Here is an 18,424-nt window from a genome sequence, read left to right on the forward strand (position 1 = left end):
GGGGGCAATCGCCGATCACAGGGCTTTTTCGAAGATCTTCGAGTTGCGCTGATAGTTATAGAGAGAAGCCCGCGCCGCCGGCAGGCGCTCGACGCTGCTCGGCTCGAAGCCGCGCTCGCGGAACCAGTGGGCGGTGCGGGTGGTGAGGACGAACAGCGTCTTCAGGCCCTGCGCCCGGGCACGGGTCTCGATGCGTTCGAGCAATTCGTCGCCGCGACCGCCATGGCGGTATTCCGGGTTCACCGCCAGGCACGCCAGCTCACCGGCATCCGAATCGGCAATCTGATACAGCGCCGCACAGGCGATGATCATCCCTTCACGCTCGACCACGCTGAACTGCTCGATCTCACGCTCCAGCACTTCGCGCGAGCGGCGTACCAGAATCCCCTGCTCTTCCAGCGGACTGATCAGGTCAAGCAAGCCGCCGACGTCTTCAATCGCCGCCTCGCGCACCCGCTCGAATTGCTCCTGGGCCACCAACGTACCGCCACCGTCACGGGTGAACAGTTCGGTCAGCAGCGCGCCGTCCTCGGCATAACTGACGATGTGACTGCGCGCCACACCGCCACGGCAGGCTTCGGCGGCGGCATCCAGCAGTTCTGCCTGATAGTTGCTGCCCAGGCGCTGCAAATGCGCCGGAACCTGTTGTGGACGCAGTTCGCGTACCAGTTTGCCGTTTTCGTCGATCAGACCGAGGTCCGCGCCGAACAGCAGCAGCTTGTCAGCGCCCAGATCGATGGCGGCGCGAGTGGCGACGTCTTCGCAGGCCAGGTTGAAGATTTCACCGGTCGGCGAATAACCCAGCGGCGACAGCAGCACGATGGAGCGCTCGTCGAGCAGACGGTTGATGCCCTTGCGGTCGACCCGGCGCACTTCGCCGGTGTGGTGATAGTCGACACCTTCCAGCACGCCGATTGGGCGTGCGGTCACCAGATTGCCGCTGGCCACTCGCAGGCGCGAACCCTGCATCGGCGACGAAGCCATGTCCATGGACAACCGTGCTTCGATGGCGATGCGCAACTGACCGACCGCGTCGATCACACACTCCAGCGTCGCGGCATCGGTGATGCGCATGCCGTGGTGGTAATGCGGGGTCAGGCCGCGAGCAGCGAGACGGGTTTCGATCTGTGGACGGGAACCATGGACCAGTACCAGCCGCACGCCGAGACTGTGCAGCAGCACGATGTCATGGACGATGTTGCCGAAATTCGGATGCTCCACGCCGTCGCCGGGCAGCATGACGACGAAGGTGCAGTCGCGGTGGGCATTGATATAAGGGGACGCGTGACGAAGCCAATTGACGTATTCGGGCATGAACCTGGGCCTGTAATAAATAGCAGCCGGAAAAAGGGCGAAACGGAAAACGCACAGCGGGCTGATGGTTATCGTCGGAACAGGCTTGGCGACACGCGCGCTCTCCTCATGAATACGGGTTGGCCGGACGGCAATTTATACAGCTTTGAGACAGTAATGTTCGATCAACTGCCGCAATAGATGCACGGTAGGCTGCAAACGTGACATTTCAAGGTACTCGTCCGGCTGGTGGGCGCAGGCGATGTCGCCGGGGCCGAGCACGATGGTTTCGCAGCCAAGGCGCTGAAGATAAGGCGCTTCGGTGCCGAACGCTACCGCTTCGGCCGTGTGGCCGGTGAGTTTTTCGGCAATTCGCACCAGTTCGGCGTCCTCGGCCTGCTCGAACGGCGGCACTTCGGGGAACAACGGTGCGTAGTCGATCTTCACCTGATGCCGTTCAGCGACCGGGTTGAGCTTGCGCAGGATCTCGGCTCGCAGGACCTTCGGGTCCATTCCCGGCAGTGGCCGCAGATCAAACTCCAGCGAACACTGACCGCAGATACGGTTGGGGTTGTCACCGCCATGGATGCAGCCGAAGTTCATGGTCGGCTGCGGCACGCTGAACTGCGGGTTGTTGAATTCGCGCTGCCACAGCAGGCGCAGGCCACGCAGTTCGCCGATGGCGTCGTGCATCGCTTCGAGGGCGCTGTGCCCCAGGCGTGGATCCGACGAATGGCCACTCTGCCCGAGGATGTCGATGCGCTCCATCATGATGCCCTTGTGCATGCGGATCGGCTTGAGCCCGGTCGGCTCGCCGATCACCGCCGCCCGGCCCAGCGGCCGCCCCGCTTCGGCCAGCGCCCGGGCGCCGGACATCGAGCTTTCTTCATCGCAGGTGGCGAGGATCAGCAGCGGTTGCCTGAACGGCTGGTCGAGCAGCGGTTGCACGGCTTCGATGATCAGGGCGAAGAAGCCCTTCATGTCGCAACTGCCGAGGCCGACCCAGCGGCCATCGACTTCAGTGAGTTTCAGCGGATCGGTTTTCCACAACGCATCGTCGTAGGGCACCGTGTCGCTGTGCCCGGCCAGCACCAGCCCGCCGGGGCCGCTACCGAAACTGGCGAGCAGGTTGAACTTGCCGGGGCTGACCTGCTGGATATCGCAGCTGAAGCCCAGATCACCGAGCCAACCCGCGAGCAAGTCAATCACTGCCCGGTTGGACTGATCGAGGCTCGGCTGGGTGCAACTGACCGACGGCACGGCGATCAGTGCAGCGAACTGGTCTTGCATGGACGGCAAAGGCATCGCTGACTCCAACTCCCGGATTGAAGTCCATCATAGAACCATCCGGCGCCGAGAATAAACCGCCGCAAGGCGTAGGAAGTTTGAGTCCTGTACACTGCACGGCCTTGGCAGCCACACATTCCCCCGGCTGCGCTCCCGATCCTGGATTTTCCGGCCATGCAGAAAGAAACCGAAATCAAACTCCGCGTCAGCCGCGAAACCCTCGCCGCCCTGCGCGAGCACCCTCTTCTGAAAAAACGCAACAAAAGTGGCTGGGAACGCCGTGAGTTGATGAATCAGTATTTCGACACGCCCGAGCGTGACCTGGCCCGGGCCAAGGTTGCCCTGCGCCTGCGCAAGGACGGCGAAGAAGTGATTCAGACCCTCAAGACCCGCGGCCAGAGCGTTGCCGGTCTGTCCGAGCGTAACGAATACGACTGGAACCTGCCCAAAGCCAAGCTCGACGTGAAGAAACTCGACGGCGAATGCTGGCCCGAGTCCCTCGCCGAGCTGGACAAGAAAACCCTGAAGCCGATCTTCACCACCGATTTCGTCCGCGAGCGCGCCGAAATCGCCTGGGGCCGTGGCAAGACCAAAGTAGTCATCGAAGCCGCGCTGGACCTGGGCCACGTGGTAGTCGGCAAACAGAAAGAAGAAATCTGCGAGCTGGAACTGGAACTGCGCGAAGGCGAGCCTGCCGCGTTGCTGGAACTGGCCGCCGAACTGGCCGAAACCCTGGCCCTGATGCCGTGCGACATCAGCAAGGCCGAGCGAGGCTATCGCCTGTACGACGCCAACAGCTACTCGCTGAGCCTGCCGGCACCGGCCATCACCGCTGAAACCCCGCTGGACGATGCCTTCGCTGCCCTGAGCTGGCACTTGCTCGGCAGCAGCCAGCGTCTGGCCGAACAGTATCGCTTCAACGGCCACTGGCGCCTGCTGCAGGACTGGGTCGAGAACCTCGCGGAAATGCGCGCCCTGCTCAGCAGCCTCGGCCAGGCCGCCCCGCGTCAGTCGACCCACGACCTGCGCGTTGCGCTGGACGCCCTGCTGGAAGACTGGCGCCCGCTGGTGCAAGTCGGCATTGAAGACGAAGACGTGCGCAAAGCCGCGCCGGAGCAGTTCCTCGAAGAACTGGAAGACCCGCGCTGGGGCCTGTTCTCGCTGAACACGTCGCGCTGGCTGCTGGCCCGCACCTGGGCGGCCGACCGCAACACCCGTGGCAATCGCCAGGGCGCTGCGCAATTGGGCAGTTGGTTGCCGCGTCTGCTGGGCGAAGAAGCCACTTCGCTGCAATTGCAGCGTTATCAGCAGCAGCCGGAAGATCTGGCCGAGCAACTGCCGCGCATCGAGCGCATCCAGGTCTGGCTGCACCACGCGCGCAACGTGCTGGAAATCCCGGAAATGGATCGTCTGTACGGCGAGCTGAACAAACTGGCACAACTGGCCAACGAGCCGACCATCACGGATGAACTGCTCGATGCACGCAAGCATCAGGCGATTGCGGTTTACCAGAACCGCGCCTGGAAAATGCTGCTGCGCATGTAATCCCCGGATGATGATCGTTCCCACGCGTGGGAACGATCATCAGCGCAGTACCGGCAGGCTCGTCGTCGACTTGATCTCCGACAGCGCCACGATCGAGTTCACCTCCTGAATCCCCGGCACCAGCGACAGCTTCTCGAAGAAGAATCGCTCATACGCCTCGATGTCCGCCGCGACAATCCGCAACAAGAAATCCACCGCCCCCATCAGCACGTAACACTCCAGCACCTCGGGAAAGCCGCGAATCGCCTCGGTGAATTCGGTGAAGTTCGAACGGCCGTGGGCGTTGAGTTTGATTTCGGCGAAGATCTGCGTGTTCAGGCCGATTTTCTTGCGATCGAGCAAAGTCACCTGGCCGCGAATGATCCCCTCCTCCTTCATCCGCTGAATCCGCCGCCAGCAAGGCGACTGCGACAGGCCCACCTGTTCGGCGATCTGTGCGCTGGACAAGGAAGCGTCCTCTTGCAGCAGGGCGAGAATGCGCCGGTCGTAGCTGTCCAGCTCACTGTGCATAAAAAATCCTCAAAACAAGCCAATGGCGAATTGATCAAACCGATCAATCACGTAATCAGCTCATCTTAGATAAGAAATGCCCGGCATCGAATGTAAAAATTCCTCCACTGATTCCGGAGACCAGCCATGCCACACCTCGAAGCCGTCAACACCCCAGCGCCCCGTGCCGATGTGTGGAACGCCAGCAACGCCCATTGCCACGCGCAATACCAGATCCTGGCCGAGGCCGAGCCGGATTTGCTGGTGCGTGTGTTGAACCTGTTCGCCTTGCAGTTCCTCACCCCGGAACAGGTCAATGTCCAGCGCCTGGACGACCTGCTGTCCATCGACATCGTCATGAGTGGCCTGAGCTGGCATCGCGCCCAGGTGATCGCGGAAAAACTTCGTAACCTGATCAGCGTCTGCTCGGTGAACCTGCAAAACCCCGACGCGGCGTGGGATGCGCCCACTCAGGCGGCAGGCTGACAAAAGCGGAAACGCCTTTGTCGGGTAGTGGCCCAACGGTCTGCGGGGCCACGACTATCCTTGGCGAACTGTCGTTCAAAAGGAGCCCGCATGTCCGTTCAACTCGCCACTCAGGACCGCTGGCTGGATCTCAATGATGTATTGCGTGAACTGGTCGCCCAGGGCTTCATCAGCCAGGACTCCGCCGAGCACGCACTGAATGCGCGCCGCCGGCATGCCACCCACGGGCAGGTGCACCCGCTGGAATTCATCGCCGGCCAGCAACTGGATGACCTCAGCCGGCCGGGCAAACACCTGGACCTGGAAAGCCTGACCCTGTGGCTGGCGCAGCAGGCCGGCCAGCCGTATTTGCGGATCGATCCGCTGAAGATCAACGTCGCCGCCATCACCCCGCTGATGTCCTACGCCTTCGCCCAGCGCCACAAGATTCTTGCGGTGTCGGTCGACCGCGATGCAGTGACCGTGGCCAGCGCCCAGCCCTACGTCAATGGCTGGGAAGCCGACCTGACCCACGTGCTGAAACTGCCGATCAAACGGGTCGTCGCCAACCCGGTGGACATCCAGCGCTTCAGCGTCGAGTTCTTTCGACTCGCCAAATCGGTCAGCGGCGCCAGCAACGCCGACCAGCCAGGCAGCAACCTCGGCAACTTCGAACAGTTGCTCAACCTCGGCGCCAGCGATCAGGAGCCGGACGCCAACGACGCGCACATCGTCAACATCGTCGACTGGCTGTTCCAGTACGCCTTTCAGCAGCGGGCCAGCGATATCCACATCGAACCACGCCGCGAGCAAGGCACGGTGCGCTTTCGCATCGACGGCGTGCTGCACAACGTCTATCAGTTCCCGCCGCAGGTGACGATGGCCATCGTCAGTCGCCTGAAAAGCCTTGGGCGAATGAATGTCGCCGAGAAGCGCAAACCACAGGACGGCCGGGTCAAGACCAAGACCCCGGACGGTGGCGAGGTCGAGTTGCGCCTGTCGACGCTGCCCACCGCGTTCGGCGAGAAAATGGTGATGCGGATCTTTGACCCGGAGGTGCTGCTCAAGGATTTCGATCAGCTCGGGTTTTCCGCCGACGACCTGCGCCGCTGGCAGGACATGACCCGCCAGCCCAACGGCATCATTCTGGTGACCGGGCCGACCGGTTCGGGCAAGACCACCACGCTCTATACCACCCTGAAAAAACTGGCGACCCCGGAAATCAACCTCTGCACCATCGAAGACCCGATCGAGATGGTCGAGCCGGCCTTCAACCAGATGCAGGTGCAGCACAACATCGACCTGACCTTCGCCGCCGGGGTGCGGGCGCTGATGCGGCAGGACCCGGACATCATCATGATCGGCGAGATCCGTGATCTGGAGACCGCTGAAATGGCGATCCAGGCCGCATTGACCGGGCACCTGGTGCTGTCGACCCTGCACACCAACGATGCACCGAGCGCCATCAGCCGCCTGCTGGAACTCGGCGTGCCGCATTACCTGATCAAGGCCACGGTGCTCGGGGTCATGGCCCAGCGCCTGGTTCGTACGCTGTGCCCGCACTGCAAGGCGCCATTGCCCATTGGCGAGGAAGACTGGCAAACCCTGACCCGACCGTGGCAGGCGCCGCTGCCGGGCAACGCACAACGGGCCATCGGTTGCCTCGAATGCCGCGACACCGGTTATCACGGTCGCGCCGGGGTCTACGAAATCATGCAACTGACCGACAGCCTCAAGGCGTTGATCAGCCCGGATACCGATCTGACGGCGCTCCGGCGCCAGGCCTTCAAGGAGGGCATGCGCAGCCTGAGATTGTCCGGCGCGCAGAAAGTCGCGGCGGGGCTGACGACTATCGAGGAGGTGTTGCGGGTCACCCCGCAAAGCGAACAGAAATAGCCCGGTTACCGGTCAAACCCCTCAACCTCGGTGCTGGGTTTGATCCATAGCTCAGAGCCGTCCAGCCTATGCTGCTCAATCGACTGGCCGGGCCCCAGCTTCTTGCCGGAGTGCAGGTTTCGTCCGGTGTAGTATTCGTCCGCACTGAATATCAATGTGTGCGGCGCGTTCTGTTGCACTCTCATTCCTTGGGGGTACGTCCACTCGCCAAGGGTCAGCGGGCTCTTCAGGTTCCCATCCCAACGCACGAGCGTGCGCTGCGGATCCAGACGGACGCTCACGTTCGCCAGTTCTATGCCGTCGATGAAAACCGTGGATGTCGAACGAAAATGGGTAACAGCGTAGCCGGTGTCCAGCTTGTAGAGCTGGCTGGAATCCGGCCAGTTCAGCCCGGCGATTTTCGTACCAGCCACCAACTGACAATCGCTGAACTGCCAATGCTCCGGCTGAAACCGGGTATGCTCGCCGAAGCCCAGATGGACCCAACTCCCTCCGCGACAGGGCCAGCCCTCCACCTCTTGATCCCCGACGAGCTTCAAATCTACTGCCAACGGGAGAGTCATCTGCAGGGTAGAAACTCGCATTCCCTTGATGGTATGCGGTACAGCAAACTCGGCACCCCGCAGGTTGGCCAGTCCATAGACCTGAGGCTGGCCGCTCCCGTCCAGCGGTTCGGCTGATCTCAGGTGCAACCGGGTGCCGGCAGGAAAATTCAGACCCTGAACTTGAACGGCATCCTCCAGTTTCGGATTAAGGAGCTTGTTTTCCCGATAACTGACCATCACCTGAAACAAGGTAAAGCCAACCACGCAGACACAGACCAGCATCAGGACAGCAAATTTGCGCGGATGGCGCAGCAGCGCCCTGCGCCACGGCGGAACACAGAGCATGATCAAAAGGCCAGGAAGACCGATGAACGCGCCCATCAGCACCGTCCACATCACCACGTAAATCAGCGCGATAACACCCACAATTGCATCCCTGCGAAAAAATCAGGGGGCATGGTGTCAAACTACCCATCGCGTCTCCAGCGCTACTTCAGCCGTCATGGAACTCGTTTGGGGAAATGACGATCCAACGCACCAGTCAACCCCTGTGGAGTCACCTCATCATGCGTCTCAAACTTGCTGTCGCCACCCTCGCCCTGCTGTCCCTTCCCGTTGGTTCAGCGATGGCCGACAGCTTTTGGCGTAACGTCATTTCGTCCGGCGCCACCACTGGCTCGACGTACCTGACTTTCAAGGATCACAAGCTGATCGTCGCTGCCCAGGATGATGCCGGCAGCTTCGTTGCCAGCGATGGCGGTATCCGTGGCCCTTATCTGGAAGCCGCCATGCAGAAAGTCCGCGCCGACAACCCGGGCCTGCAGGCGACGGACATGGAACTGGCGAACGCGATCCTGGCGAAGAACGCCGTGGCATCGGAATAAACCTTCCGCCCACAAAAAATGCCGCTCATTTGAGCGGCATTTTTTTGCCCGCCAATCAGCGGTAATCGTCTACCGGCACACACGCGCAGAACAGGTTGCGGTCGCCGTAGACGTTGTCCACCCGGTTCACCGCCGGCCAGTACTTGTGCGCCTTGGTGTGTGCATCCGGGGTAATGCCCTGTTCGATACTGTAAGGCCGTTCCCAGACGCCAGTGACATCGGCCAGCGTATGGGGTGCACGCTTGAGCGGGTTGTCCTCGGCCGGCCAGTTGCCGTTCTGCACTTCGGTGATTTCCGCACGGATGCTCAACATGGCGCCGATGAAGCGGTCCAGTTCAGCCTTGGATTCACTCTCGGTCGGCTCGACCATCAATGTACCCGGCACCGGGAACGACATGGTCGGTGCATGGAAGCCGTAATCCATCAGGCGCTTGGCGATGTCTTCCTCACTGATGCCGGTCTGCGCTTTCAGCGGCCGCAGATCCAGAATGCACTCGTGGGCGACCCGATCATTGCGCCCGGTGTAGAGCACGGGAAACGCGCCGGACAAATGCTGCGCCAGGTAATTCGCCGCAAGAATCGCCACTTCGCTGGCGTCCGCCAGTTGCGGCCCCATCATGGCGATGTACATCCAGCTGATCGGCAAAATGCTCGCACTGCCCCAAGGCGCTGCGCTCACCGCGCCGTTCTGCGGTTGCGGCCCGTCGATCGGCACCACCGGGTGGTTGGCGACGAACGGCGCCAGATGCGCACGAATACCGATCGGGCCCATACCCGGCCCGCCTCCGCCGTGGGGAATGCAGAAGGTCTTGTGCAGGTTCATGTGCGACACATCGGCGCCGATGTCCGCCGGCCGCGCCAGCCCGACCTGGGCATTGAGGTTGGCACCGTCCATGTACACCTGACCGCCGTGCTTGTGGATAACTTCGCAGATTTCGCTGATGCCCTCCTCGTACACGCCATGGGTCGACGGATACGTCGCCATCAGGCACGACAATTTGTCCCCGGCCTCGGACGCCTTGGCTTTCAAGTCCTCCAGATCGACGTTGCCGGCGTCGTCGCACTCGACGATCACCACCCGCATCCCGGCCATCTGCGCCGAGGCCGGGTTGGTGCCGTGGGCCGAGGACGGGATCAGGCAGATGTCGCGCCCGCCCTGGTGACGACTTTCGTGATATTTGCGGATCGCCAGCAACCCGGCATATTCGCCCTGGGCACCGGAGTTGGGCTGCATGCAGATCGCATCGAACCCGGTGATCGCGCACAACCAGCGCTCCAGCTCTTCGATCATCAGTGTGTAACCGACAGCCTGCTCCCGAGGCACGAACGGGTGCAGGTTGGCGAACTGCGGCCAGGTGATCGGGATCATTTCGCTGGTGGCGTTGAGTTTCATGGTGCAGGAGCCGAGCGGAATCATCGACTGGTTGAGCGCCAGATCCTTGTTCTCCAGCTGCTTGAGGTAGCGCAGCATCTCGGTTTCGCTGTGATGGGCGTTGAACACCGGGTGGCGCAGGTACGGCGAGTTGCGTTGCAGGTTGTCAGGAATCCCGGATACCAACGCTTCGGCATCGAGCTCCTCGACGTTCAGCCCATGATCGACACCCAGCAACACGTCGAACAGTTTGCCGACGGTGCTCTCATCACAGGTTTCATCGAGGCTCAGGCCCAAATGACCGCGACCGAGAATCCGCAGGTTGATTTGCGCCGCCTGAGCGCTTTCGATGATCGCGGTCTGCGCGCCGCCGACGTCCAGGGTCAGCGTGTCGAAAAAGTGCTCGTTGATGCGCTTGATGCCATGCCGCTCAAGGCCGGCCGCGAGGATGCAGGTCAGCCGGTGCACGCGCTGGGCGATCCGCTTCAGCCCTTGCGGCCCGTGATAGACCGCGTAAAAACTGGCGATGTTGGCCAACAGCACCTGGGCGGTGCAGATGTTCGAATTGGCCTTCTCCCGGCGAATGTGCTGCTCGCGGGTTTGCAGGGCCATGCGCAGCGCAACGTTGCCGCGCGCGTCTTTCGACACGCCGATGATCCGCCCGGGAATCGCCCGTTTGTATTCTTCACGACTGGCGAAAAACGCCGCGTGCGGCCCGCCGTAACCCATCGGCACACCGAAACGCTGGGACGAGCCGAACACCACATCGGCGCCCAGTTCGCCCGGCGGCGTCAGCAGCAACAGACTGAGCAAATCGGCTGCCACACAGGCTAGCGCCTGTTGCGCGTGCAGGTGATCGATCAACGGACGCAGGTCGCGGACCTCGCCGTGGGTGTCGGGGTATTGCAGCAGCGCGCCGAATACCTGGTGCTGCTTCAAGTTATTCACAGCGTCGATGATCAGCTCGAAGCCGAAGCCTTCGGCGCGGGTCTGCACCACGGAAATGGTTTGCGGATGACAGTTTTCGTCGACGAAAAACAGATTGCTCTTCGATTTCGCCACGCGTTTGGCCAGCGCCATGGCCTCGGCGGCCGCCGTCGCCTCATCGAGCAACGAGGCGTTGGCCAGTTCCAGACCGGTGAGATCGATGGTCAGTTGTTGGAAGTTGAGCAACGCTTCGAGCCGGCCTTGGGCGATCTCCGGTTGATACGGCGTGTACGCGGTGTACCAACCGGGATTTTCCAGCACGTTACGCAAAATGACCGTCGGCGTGAGGGTGCCGTGGTAGCCCATGCCGATCAGGCTGGTCCAGACCTGGTTCTGTTCGGCGTACCCGCGCAGTTTCGCCAGCGCAGCCTGCTCGTCCAGCGCGGGCGGCAGGTCCAGTTCGCGGTTGAGGCGGATGGCGGGCGGGACAGTCTGCTCGATCAGTTCGATCCGGCTGCCGAGGCCCAGGCTGTCGAGCATCGCCTGCTGCTCGGCGGCATCGGGGCCGAGGTGACGGCGCAGGAAGGCATGGGGGTCGCGTAACTGGCTCAGGGATGGCAACTGGGACATGACGGGCTCTCTCTTGGCTGGCGGCTCGGCGTCAATGCAACACGGTCAAACCAGCATAGCAGTCGATACCGTCGCGGACGGCTTGGCGGCGGGTGGCCGAACGGGGCATGCTGTGGCACCTGTAACACGCGCCCAACCCTCGGATGATTGAATCCTCATGAGCCAACTGCCGTTTCTGCCGTTTTCCAAACCTGTCATCGATGAAGCCACCATTGCTGCCGTCGGCGATGTCCTGCGTTCCGGCTGGATCACCAGCGGGCCGAAGGTCCAGGCCTTCGAAGCGCAACTGTCGGAATATTTCGGCGGGCGCCCGGTACGCACATTCAACTCCGGCACCTGCACCATGGAAATCGCCCTGCGCATCGCCGGCATCGGGCCGGGGGATGAAGTGATCACCACACCGATTTCCTGGGTGGCCACGGCCAACGTGATTCTTGAGGTGGGGGCCACACCGGTGTTCGCCGACATCGACCCGGTCACCCGCAACATTGACCTGGATCGACTGGAAGCGGCCATCACCCCACGCACCAAAGCCGTCATCCCGGTCTATCTCGCCGGGCTGCCGGTGGACATGGAGCGCCTGTACGCCATCGCCAAAAAGCACAACCTGCGCATCGTCGAAGACGCCGCGCAGGCACTCGGTTCGAGCTGGAACGGCCAGCGCATCGGTGCCACCGGAGACTTCGTGTCGTTCAGCTTCCAGGCCAACAAGAACGTGACCTGCTCCGAGGGTGGATGCCTGGTGCTGAATACGCCGGAAGAAGTGCGTCTGGCGGAGAAATATCGCCTGCAGGGCGTCACCCGTAACGGTTTCGACGGTCTGGATGTCGATGTGCTGGGCGGCAAGTTCAACATGACCGACGTCGCGGCCGTCATCGGCCTCGGGCAGTTCGCCCACATCGAAGCGCTGACCGCCCATCGTCAGGAACTGGCTCGCCATTACTTCAATTGCTTTGGCGACGACTTCGAAGCCACGTACGGCGCGCAACTGCCGCCAGCCGACTTCACCAACAGCAACTGGCACCTGTTCCAGCTGGTGTTGCCGGAGCGCAAGGACGGCTTGCCGGCGCGGGCCACGTTCATGGAACAGATGCAGGCGCTGGGCGTCGGCATCGGCTATCACTACCCACCGATCCACCTGCTGAGCCTGTACCGCGAGCGCGGTTTCAAGGAAGGCATGTTGCCGGTGGCCGAGCGCGTCGGGCGGCTGATTGTGTCGTTGCCGATGTTCACTACCATGACCAAGGCAGATGTCGAGCGCTCTGTGGCGGCGGTCAAAGCGGTGTTGGGCAACGCTTGAGTCATCCCCGATAAACAGCTGCGCGCACAAAAAAGCCCCGACGGATCGGGGCTTTGCGGTATTGCCTGAAGCTTATTCGCCGATGGCAGCCTTGTAGGCGGCAGCGTCGAGCAGCTTGTCCAGCTCGGCCTTGTCGCTTGGCTTGAGCTTGAAGATCCACGCGGCGTACGGATCGTTGTTCAGTTCTTCCGGCGCGCTGGCCAACTCTTCGTTGACCGCGATCACTTCACCGCCGACCGGGGAGTAGATGTCGGAAGCGGCCTTCACCGACTCGACAACACCAGCAGCATCACCGGCAGCAAACACTTTGCCGACTTCGGCCAGTTCAACGAACACCACGTCACCCAGCGCTTCCTGCGCGTGATCGCTGATGCCCACGGTGACGGTGCCATCGGCTTCCAGGCGCGCCCATTCATGACTTTCGGCAAAACGCAGTTCGGCTGGGATGTTGCTCATGCTCGGTGTCCTCAAGAAATTGTCAGCGGTCGTGCCCGCCGGAAAAGGTTAGATCAAGGTTTTGCCGTGACGGACGAAGGTCGGTTTGACCACTCGTACCGGATACCACTTGCCACGGATTTCCACTTCGGCGCGGTCGGCAGTCGCCATCGGTACACGCGCCAGGGCAATCGACTTGCTAAGCGTAGGAGAGAAACTACCACTGGTGATCTCCCCTTCGCCAACATCAGCGATACGAACCACCTGATGCGCACGCAAAACCCCGCGTTCCTCGAGCACCAGACCCACCAGTTTGTGCTGCACGCCGGCGGTTTTTTCCGCTTCCAGCGCATCGCGACCGATGAACCGACGCGTGGCCGGTTCCCAGGCGATGCTCCAGGCCATGTTCGAAGCCAGTGGCGAAACGTCTTGATGGATGTCTTGACCGTAGAGGTTCATCCCGGCCTCCACCCGCAACGTGTCGCGGGCACCAAGGCCAATGGGGGAAATGCCGGCGCCCACCAGATCGTTGAAGAATCCGGGGGCCTGATCGGCCGGCAGCGCGATTTCCAGACCGTCCTCACCGGTGTAGCCGGTCCGCGCAATGAACCAGTCGCCGTCAACGTGGCCTTCGAAAGGCTTGAGCATCTGGATCAGATTGGCGCGGGACTGGGTCACCAGTTCGGCAATCTTGTGCCGGGCATGAGGGCCTTGAATGGCGAGCATCGCCAGATCTGTGCGCTCGTGCAGTTGCACGTCGAAGCCGGCGAGTTGCGCCTGCATCCACGCCAGGTCCTGATCACGGGTTGAAGCGTTGACCACCAGTCGGTAACCGTCCTCAAGACGATAGACGATCATGTCGTCGACGATGCCGCCGCGCTCGTTGAGCATGGTGCTGTACAACGCACGGCCGGGGCTGTGCAGGCGTTCGACGTCATTGGCCAGCAAATGCTGGAGCCAGGCCTTGGCCTGGTGGCCGGCGACATCGATCACGGTCATGTGGGATACATCGAACACCCCGCAATCGCGGCGCACCTCGTGGTGCTCCTCGACCTGCGAGCCGTAATGCAGTGGCATGTCCCAACCGCCAAAATCGACCATCTTCGCGCCGAGGGCGAGATGCAGGTCATACAGAGGCGTACGCTGTCCCATGGGTTTCTCCTTCCGGGCGTGGCGAAGGTGCGGAGCGCTGCTGCACGGTTTGAAAGCCCTGTAGAAGAAGGCTTTCAGCCGATTTCAGCGACAGGGTCTGTCAGACGGACCGCACCGAATGCCGCGCATTGTAGCCGCATGATTCAGGACTGACGACTAAGTGTTTCTGTGCGCCGAGCGTCGGATCAGGCCGATCACCGGCAACAACCCGACAAGCACCAGCGTCAGCGCCGGCAAAGACGCCCTCGCCCATTCGCCTTCGCTGGTCATTTCGAAGATCCGCACCGCCAGCGTGTCCCAGCCAAACGGGCGCATCAGCAGGGTTGCAGGCATTTCCTTGAGTACATCGACGAACACCAGCAGTGCGGCGCTGAGTGTGCCGGGCAGCAACAGCGGCAGATACACTTTGAAAAACAGTCGCGGCCCACTGACACCCAGGCTACGTGCCGCTTCAGGCAAAGAGGGCCGTATACGCGCCAAGCTGTTTTCCAGCGGCCCGTAGGCCACCGCCACGAACCGCACCAGATAAGCCATCAGCAACGCCGCCAGACTGCCCAGCAGCAGTGGTTTGCCCGCACCGCCGAGCCAGCCGGAGAATGGAATCACCAGCTCACGATCCAGATAACTGAATGCCAGCATGATCGACACCGCCAGCACCGAGCCCGGCAACGCGTAGCCGAGATTGGCCAGACTGACGCCGGAACGGATCACCCGGGTCGGTGCCAGACGTCGGGCGAACGCCAGCAACATCGCCACGCTGACCGTAATCAACGCCGCCATGCCACCCAGATACAGGGTGTGCAGAATCAGCCCGGCGTAACGCTCATCCAGATCGAAACGCCCGCGCTGCCAGAACCACACCAGCAGTTGCAGCACCGGGATGACAAACGCACAGGCGAACACCAGACCGCACCAGCCGGTCGCCGCCCAGGCCTTGGGCCCGCGCAGGTGATACAGCGCTTTGACCCGTGGCCGTTCATTACTTGCCCGGTTCGCGCCACGGGCGCGCCGCTCGCCGTACAGCACCAGCATCACCACCAGCAACAACAGGCTGGCCAGTTGCGCGGCGCTCGACAGGCTGAAGAAGCCATACCAGGTCTTGTAGATCGCCGTGGTGAACGTGTCGAAGTTGAACACCGACACTGCGCCGAAATCCGCCAGGGTTTCCATCAACGCCAGCGCCACACCGGCGCCGATGGCTGGCCGCGCCATCGGCAATGCCACCCGCCAGAACGCCTGCCACGGCGACTGCCCTAGCACCCGCGCTGCTTCCATCAGGCCTTTGCCTTGGGCGAGAAACGCGGTGCGCGCCAGCAGATAAACGTAGGGGTAGAACACCAGCACCAACACCAGAATCACCCCACCGGTGGAGCGTACTCGCGGCAGACGCAGGCCGGTTCCGAACCATTCGCGCAACAGGCTTTGCACGGGACCGGCGAAGTCCAGCAGGCCGACGAACACGAACGCCAGCACATAGGCCGGGATCGCAAAGGGCAGCATCAACGCCCAGTCGAGCCAGCGCCGACCGGGGAATTCGCAGAGGCTGGTGAGCCACGCAAGGCTTACGCCCAGCAGGGTCACGCCGATGCCGACACCGAGCACCAGCGTCAGGGTGTTGCCCAGCAGACGCGGCATCTGGGTTTCCCACAGGTGCGACCAGATCTGGTGATCGATGGTTTGCCATGAGAGCAGGAGGACGCTGAGAGGGAGCAGCACCAATGCGGCGATGGCGAAGACGATGGGGTACCAGCGACGCTGGGCGGGGTGGGCCAAGGAAAGACTCTCGTTAAATGATTGTGCCCACGCTCTGCGTGGGCACACATCCTGTGACGCTGCGCATCACGCTTGCGGCGATTCGACTCGCAGCGTCAGTTCCAACCCGCCCGATCCATCATCCGGATCGCTTCAGCCTGACGCTTGCCCGCCACTTCAACCGGCAACGTATCGGCCACAAACTGCCCCCACGCCGCCACTTCTTCCGAAGGTTTCACCGCCGGATTCGCCGGGAACTCCTGGTTCACATCGGCAAAGATCTTCTGCGCCTCAGGCGTGGTCATCCACTCCACCAGCGCCTTGGCCGCTTCCGGGTGCGGCGCATGTTTGGTCAGGCCGATGCCCGACAGGTTGACGTGCACACCGCGATCCGCCTGGTTCGGCCAGAACAGTTTCACCGGCAGATCCGGCTTCTGCTTGTGCAGGCGACCGTAGTAGTAAGTGTTGACGATGCCGACGTCGCACTGGCCGGCGTTGATCGCTTCCAGCACCGCGACGTCGTCGGAGAACACGTCGGTGGACAGGTTGTTGACCCAGCCTTTGAGGATCTTCTCGGTTTTTTCGGCGCCGTGGACTTCGATCATGGTGGCGGTCAGCGACTGGTTGTAGACCTTCTTCGCCGTACGCAGGCACAGGCGGCCTTCCCAGTTCTTGTCGGCCAGCGCTTCGTAGGTGGTCAGCTCGCCCGGCTTAACCCGTGCGGTGGAATAGGCGATGGTCCGCGCACGCAGGCTCAGACCTGTCCAGGCGTGGGTGGACGAGCGATATTGCAGGGGAATGTTGGCGTCGATGGTTTTCGAGGTGAACGGCTGGAGAATGCCCATCTGCTCGGCCTGCCAGAGGTTGCCGGCATCGACGGTCAGCAGCAGGTCGGCGGTGGCGTTCTCGCCTTCGGCCTTGATCCGCTGCATCAGCGGCGCTTCCTTGTCGGTGATGAACTTGATCTTCACCCCGGTCTTGGCGGTGTAGGCATCGAACACCGGCTTGATCAGTTCATCGATACGCGACGAGTAGACCACCACCTCATCGGCGGCCTGGGCGGCGGTGCTGCCAATCAGGGTCAGGGCCAGTGCGGTCAGAAGACGCTGGGGTGCCAACATGGGAGTGATCTCTCGGTCGGGGAAAAGTGGCCCAAATGATAAGGACTCACATTTACCAGCTCAATCGAACACTTTCCCAAGGAGTTACCAGATGTTGCACGACATTCGTCAGGCCTTGGCGAGGGCCGGCAAGTCCCCGGTCAGCCCCAACGCTTCACGTACAAACAGCGCTTTGGCCTCTGGCATCTGCTCGACGATTTTCAGCCCGGTGTTGCGTAACCAGCGCAGCGGCAGCGGATCGGCCTGGAACAGCCGCTCGAAACCTTCCATCGCCGCCATCAGCGCCAGGTTATGCGGCATGCGCCGGCGCTCATAGCGGCTCAGGACTTTCACGTCCGCCAGGCGTTCGCCGCGCTCGTGCGCTTGCAACAGCACTTCAGCCAGCACCGCGGCGTCGAGGAAGCCAAGGTTCACGCCCTGCCCCGCCAGCGGGTGAATGGTGTGCGCGGCATCGCCGATCAGTGCCAGACCTTCGGCCACGTAGCGCTTGGCGTGGCGTTGACGCAGCGGTACGCACAGCCGCGGATCGGCGCTGATGACGTCGCCGAGGCAACCTTCAAATGCGCGCTCCAACTCACGACAGAAATCCGCTTCATCCAGCGCCATCAACCGTTCGGCTTCGCTTGGCGTGGTCGACCAGACGATCGAGCACCAATCCTGCCGGCCGTCACGCTCCAGCGGCAGAAACGCCAGCGGTCCGTGATCGGTGAAACGCTGCCACGCGGTCATGCGGTGCGGTTTGCTGCTGCGCACGCTGGTGACGATGGCGTGATGCAGGTAATCCCATTCGCGGGTCGCGACGCCGGTCAGACGGCGCACGGCAGAGTTGGCACCGTCCGCCGCGATCACCAGCGGCGCGCGCAGGGTGCGGCCGTCGGCCAGGGTCAGCAGCCAGTCGTCGCCGGAGCGGCGCATCTGCTCCAGTCGCGCATTGGGCAGCAGCCCCAGATCGCAATCGTGCAAACGGTCGAGCAACGCATCCTGCACCACGCGGTTTTCGACAATGTGGCCGAGCACCTCGGCGTGCACGCTGCTGGCCGAGAAGTGAATCTGCCCGGTTCCGCTGCCATCCCAAACGTGCATGTCGGTGTAGGGGCTGCTGCGTCGGTTGACGATGCCGTCCCACACGCCGAGGCGATCGAGGATCCGCTGGCTGGCTGCCGACAACGCACTGACTCGCGGCTCGAACGGCGCATCGCCATTGAAGGGTGTGACGCTCAGCGGGCTGCCGTCGAGCAGCAGGACTTCCAGCCCGCTGTTCTGCAACGCCAGCGCCAGGGCGCTGCCGACCATTCCGGCTCCGACAATCAGCAGATCTGCGCGCATTTCCA

15 protein-coding genes are annotated in these 18,424 nt (G+C 62.3%); 5 read left to right on the plus strand and 10 right to left on the minus strand.

Annotated features, from left to right (window positions below):
- Window positions 1–15: 15 nt before the first annotated feature.
- Entirely contained in the window at window positions 16–1,314 is a 1,299-nt protein-coding gene (argA, locus tag AC07VV_RS09670) for an amino-acid N-acetyltransferase (RefSeq protein ID WP_102619648.1), read from the minus strand.
- Between the two features lie 135 nt (window positions 1,315–1,449).
- Window positions 1,450–2,598: an acetylornithine deacetylase gene (gene argE / locus AC07VV_RS09675; RefSeq protein ID WP_096817444.1), complete on the minus strand. Its 1,149-nt coding sequence runs from the start codon at window positions 2,596–2,598 to the stop codon at window positions 1,450–1,452.
- Between the two features lie 156 nt (window positions 2,599–2,754).
- On the opposite strand from argE, the gene AC07VV_RS09680 reads away from it, so the two are divergent.
- Complete coding sequence (locus AC07VV_RS09680; RefSeq protein ID WP_096817442.1) at window positions 2,755–4,125, plus strand: CYTH domain-containing protein; 1,371 nt, start codon at window positions 2,755–2,757, stop codon at window positions 4,123–4,125.
- A gap of 39 nt (window positions 4,126–4,164) precedes the next feature.
- On the opposite strand, the gene AC07VV_RS09685 is transcribed toward AC07VV_RS09680, so the two are convergent.
- Window positions 4,165–4,635 (minus strand): Lrp/AsnC family transcriptional regulator, encoded by a 471-nt coding sequence (locus AC07VV_RS09685; RefSeq protein ID WP_007951785.1) that lies wholly within the window; start codon window positions 4,633–4,635, stop codon window positions 4,165–4,167.
- A 126-nt stretch (window positions 4,636–4,761) separates the two neighbouring features.
- Here AC07VV_RS09685 and AC07VV_RS09690 point away from each other — a divergent pair, with 126 nt between their 5' ends.
- The gene (locus tag AC07VV_RS09690) at window positions 4,762–5,100 is read left to right on the plus strand and encodes an ACT-like domain-containing protein (protein ID WP_493065661.1); all 339 of its coding nucleotides are present in this window, start codon (window positions 4,762–4,764) and stop codon (window positions 5,098–5,100) included.
- Window positions 5,101–5,190: 90 nt separating this feature from the next.
- Window positions 5,191–6,975 (plus strand): type IV pilus assembly ATPase TfpB, encoded by a 1,785-nt coding sequence (gene tfpB, locus AC07VV_RS09695; protein WP_495036092.1) that lies wholly within the window; start codon window positions 5,191–5,193, stop codon window positions 6,973–6,975.
- Window positions 6,976–6,980: 5 nt separating this feature from the next.
- Here the strand turns inward: tfpB and AC07VV_RS09700 are convergent, their stop codons facing one another.
- Window positions 6,981–7,946: a hypothetical protein gene (locus AC07VV_RS09700; RefSeq protein WP_495036093.1), complete on the minus strand. Its 966-nt coding sequence runs from the start codon at window positions 7,944–7,946 to the stop codon at window positions 6,981–6,983.
- A 137-nt stretch (window positions 7,947–8,083) separates the two neighbouring features.
- Here AC07VV_RS09700 and AC07VV_RS09705 point away from each other — a divergent pair, with 137 nt between their 5' ends.
- A complete protein-coding gene (locus AC07VV_RS09705) occupies window positions 8,084–8,404 on the plus strand; it encodes a DUF2388 domain-containing protein (protein ID WP_169843014.1) in 321 nt (106 codons plus the stop codon).
- Window positions 8,405–8,459: 55 nt separating this feature from the next.
- On the opposite strand, the gene gcvP is transcribed toward AC07VV_RS09705, so the two are convergent.
- Window positions 8,460–11,333 carry an aminomethyl-transferring glycine dehydrogenase gene (gene gcvP, locus AC07VV_RS09710; RefSeq protein WP_495036094.1) on the minus strand — a complete coding sequence of 958 codons (2,874 nt, stop codon included), beginning with the start codon at window positions 11,331–11,333 and terminating at the stop codon, window positions 8,460–8,462.
- Window positions 11,334–11,490: 157 nt separating this feature from the next.
- On the opposite strand from gcvP, the gene AC07VV_RS09715 reads away from it, so the two are divergent.
- Window positions 11,491–12,633 carry a DegT/DnrJ/EryC1/StrS family aminotransferase gene (locus AC07VV_RS09715; RefSeq protein ID WP_495036095.1) on the plus strand — a complete coding sequence of 381 codons (1,143 nt, stop codon included), beginning with the start codon at window positions 11,491–11,493 and terminating at the stop codon, window positions 12,631–12,633.
- 72 nt (window positions 12,634–12,705) lie between these two features.
- On the opposite strand, the gene gcvH is transcribed toward AC07VV_RS09715, so the two are convergent.
- From gcvH to AC07VV_RS09740, 5 genes are all read right to left on the minus strand, one after another.
- Window positions 12,706–13,089, minus strand: a complete 384-nt coding sequence (gene gcvH, locus AC07VV_RS09720) for a glycine cleavage system protein GcvH (protein ID WP_192562778.1) — start codon at window positions 13,087–13,089, stop codon at window positions 12,706–12,708.
- Between the two features lie 48 nt (window positions 13,090–13,137).
- A complete protein-coding gene (gcvT, locus tag AC07VV_RS09725) occupies window positions 13,138–14,220 on the minus strand; it encodes a glycine cleavage system aminomethyltransferase GcvT (protein ID WP_495036096.1) in 1,083 nt (360 codons plus the stop codon).
- Window positions 14,221–14,376: 156 nt separating this feature from the next.
- Window positions 14,377–15,993 carry an ABC transporter permease gene (locus tag AC07VV_RS09730; protein ID WP_495036097.1) on the minus strand — a complete coding sequence of 539 codons (1,617 nt, stop codon included), beginning with the start codon at window positions 15,991–15,993 and terminating at the stop codon, window positions 14,377–14,379.
- Between the two features lie 95 nt (window positions 15,994–16,088).
- On the minus strand, window positions 16,089–17,093 hold the full coding sequence (locus AC07VV_RS09735; RefSeq protein ID WP_096817428.1) for an extracellular solute-binding protein: 1,005 nt from the start codon (window positions 17,091–17,093) through the stop codon (window positions 16,089–16,091).
- A gap of 108 nt (window positions 17,094–17,201) precedes the next feature.
- Window positions 17,202–18,419, minus strand: a complete 1,218-nt coding sequence (locus AC07VV_RS09740; protein ID WP_495036325.1) for a 2-octaprenyl-3-methyl-6-methoxy-1,4-benzoquinol hydroxylase — start codon at window positions 18,417–18,419, stop codon at window positions 17,202–17,204.
- Window positions 18,420–18,424 lie beyond the last annotated feature (5 nt).

The organism is Pseudomonas sp. GW821-FHT02C04 (genome assembly GCF_059421845.1).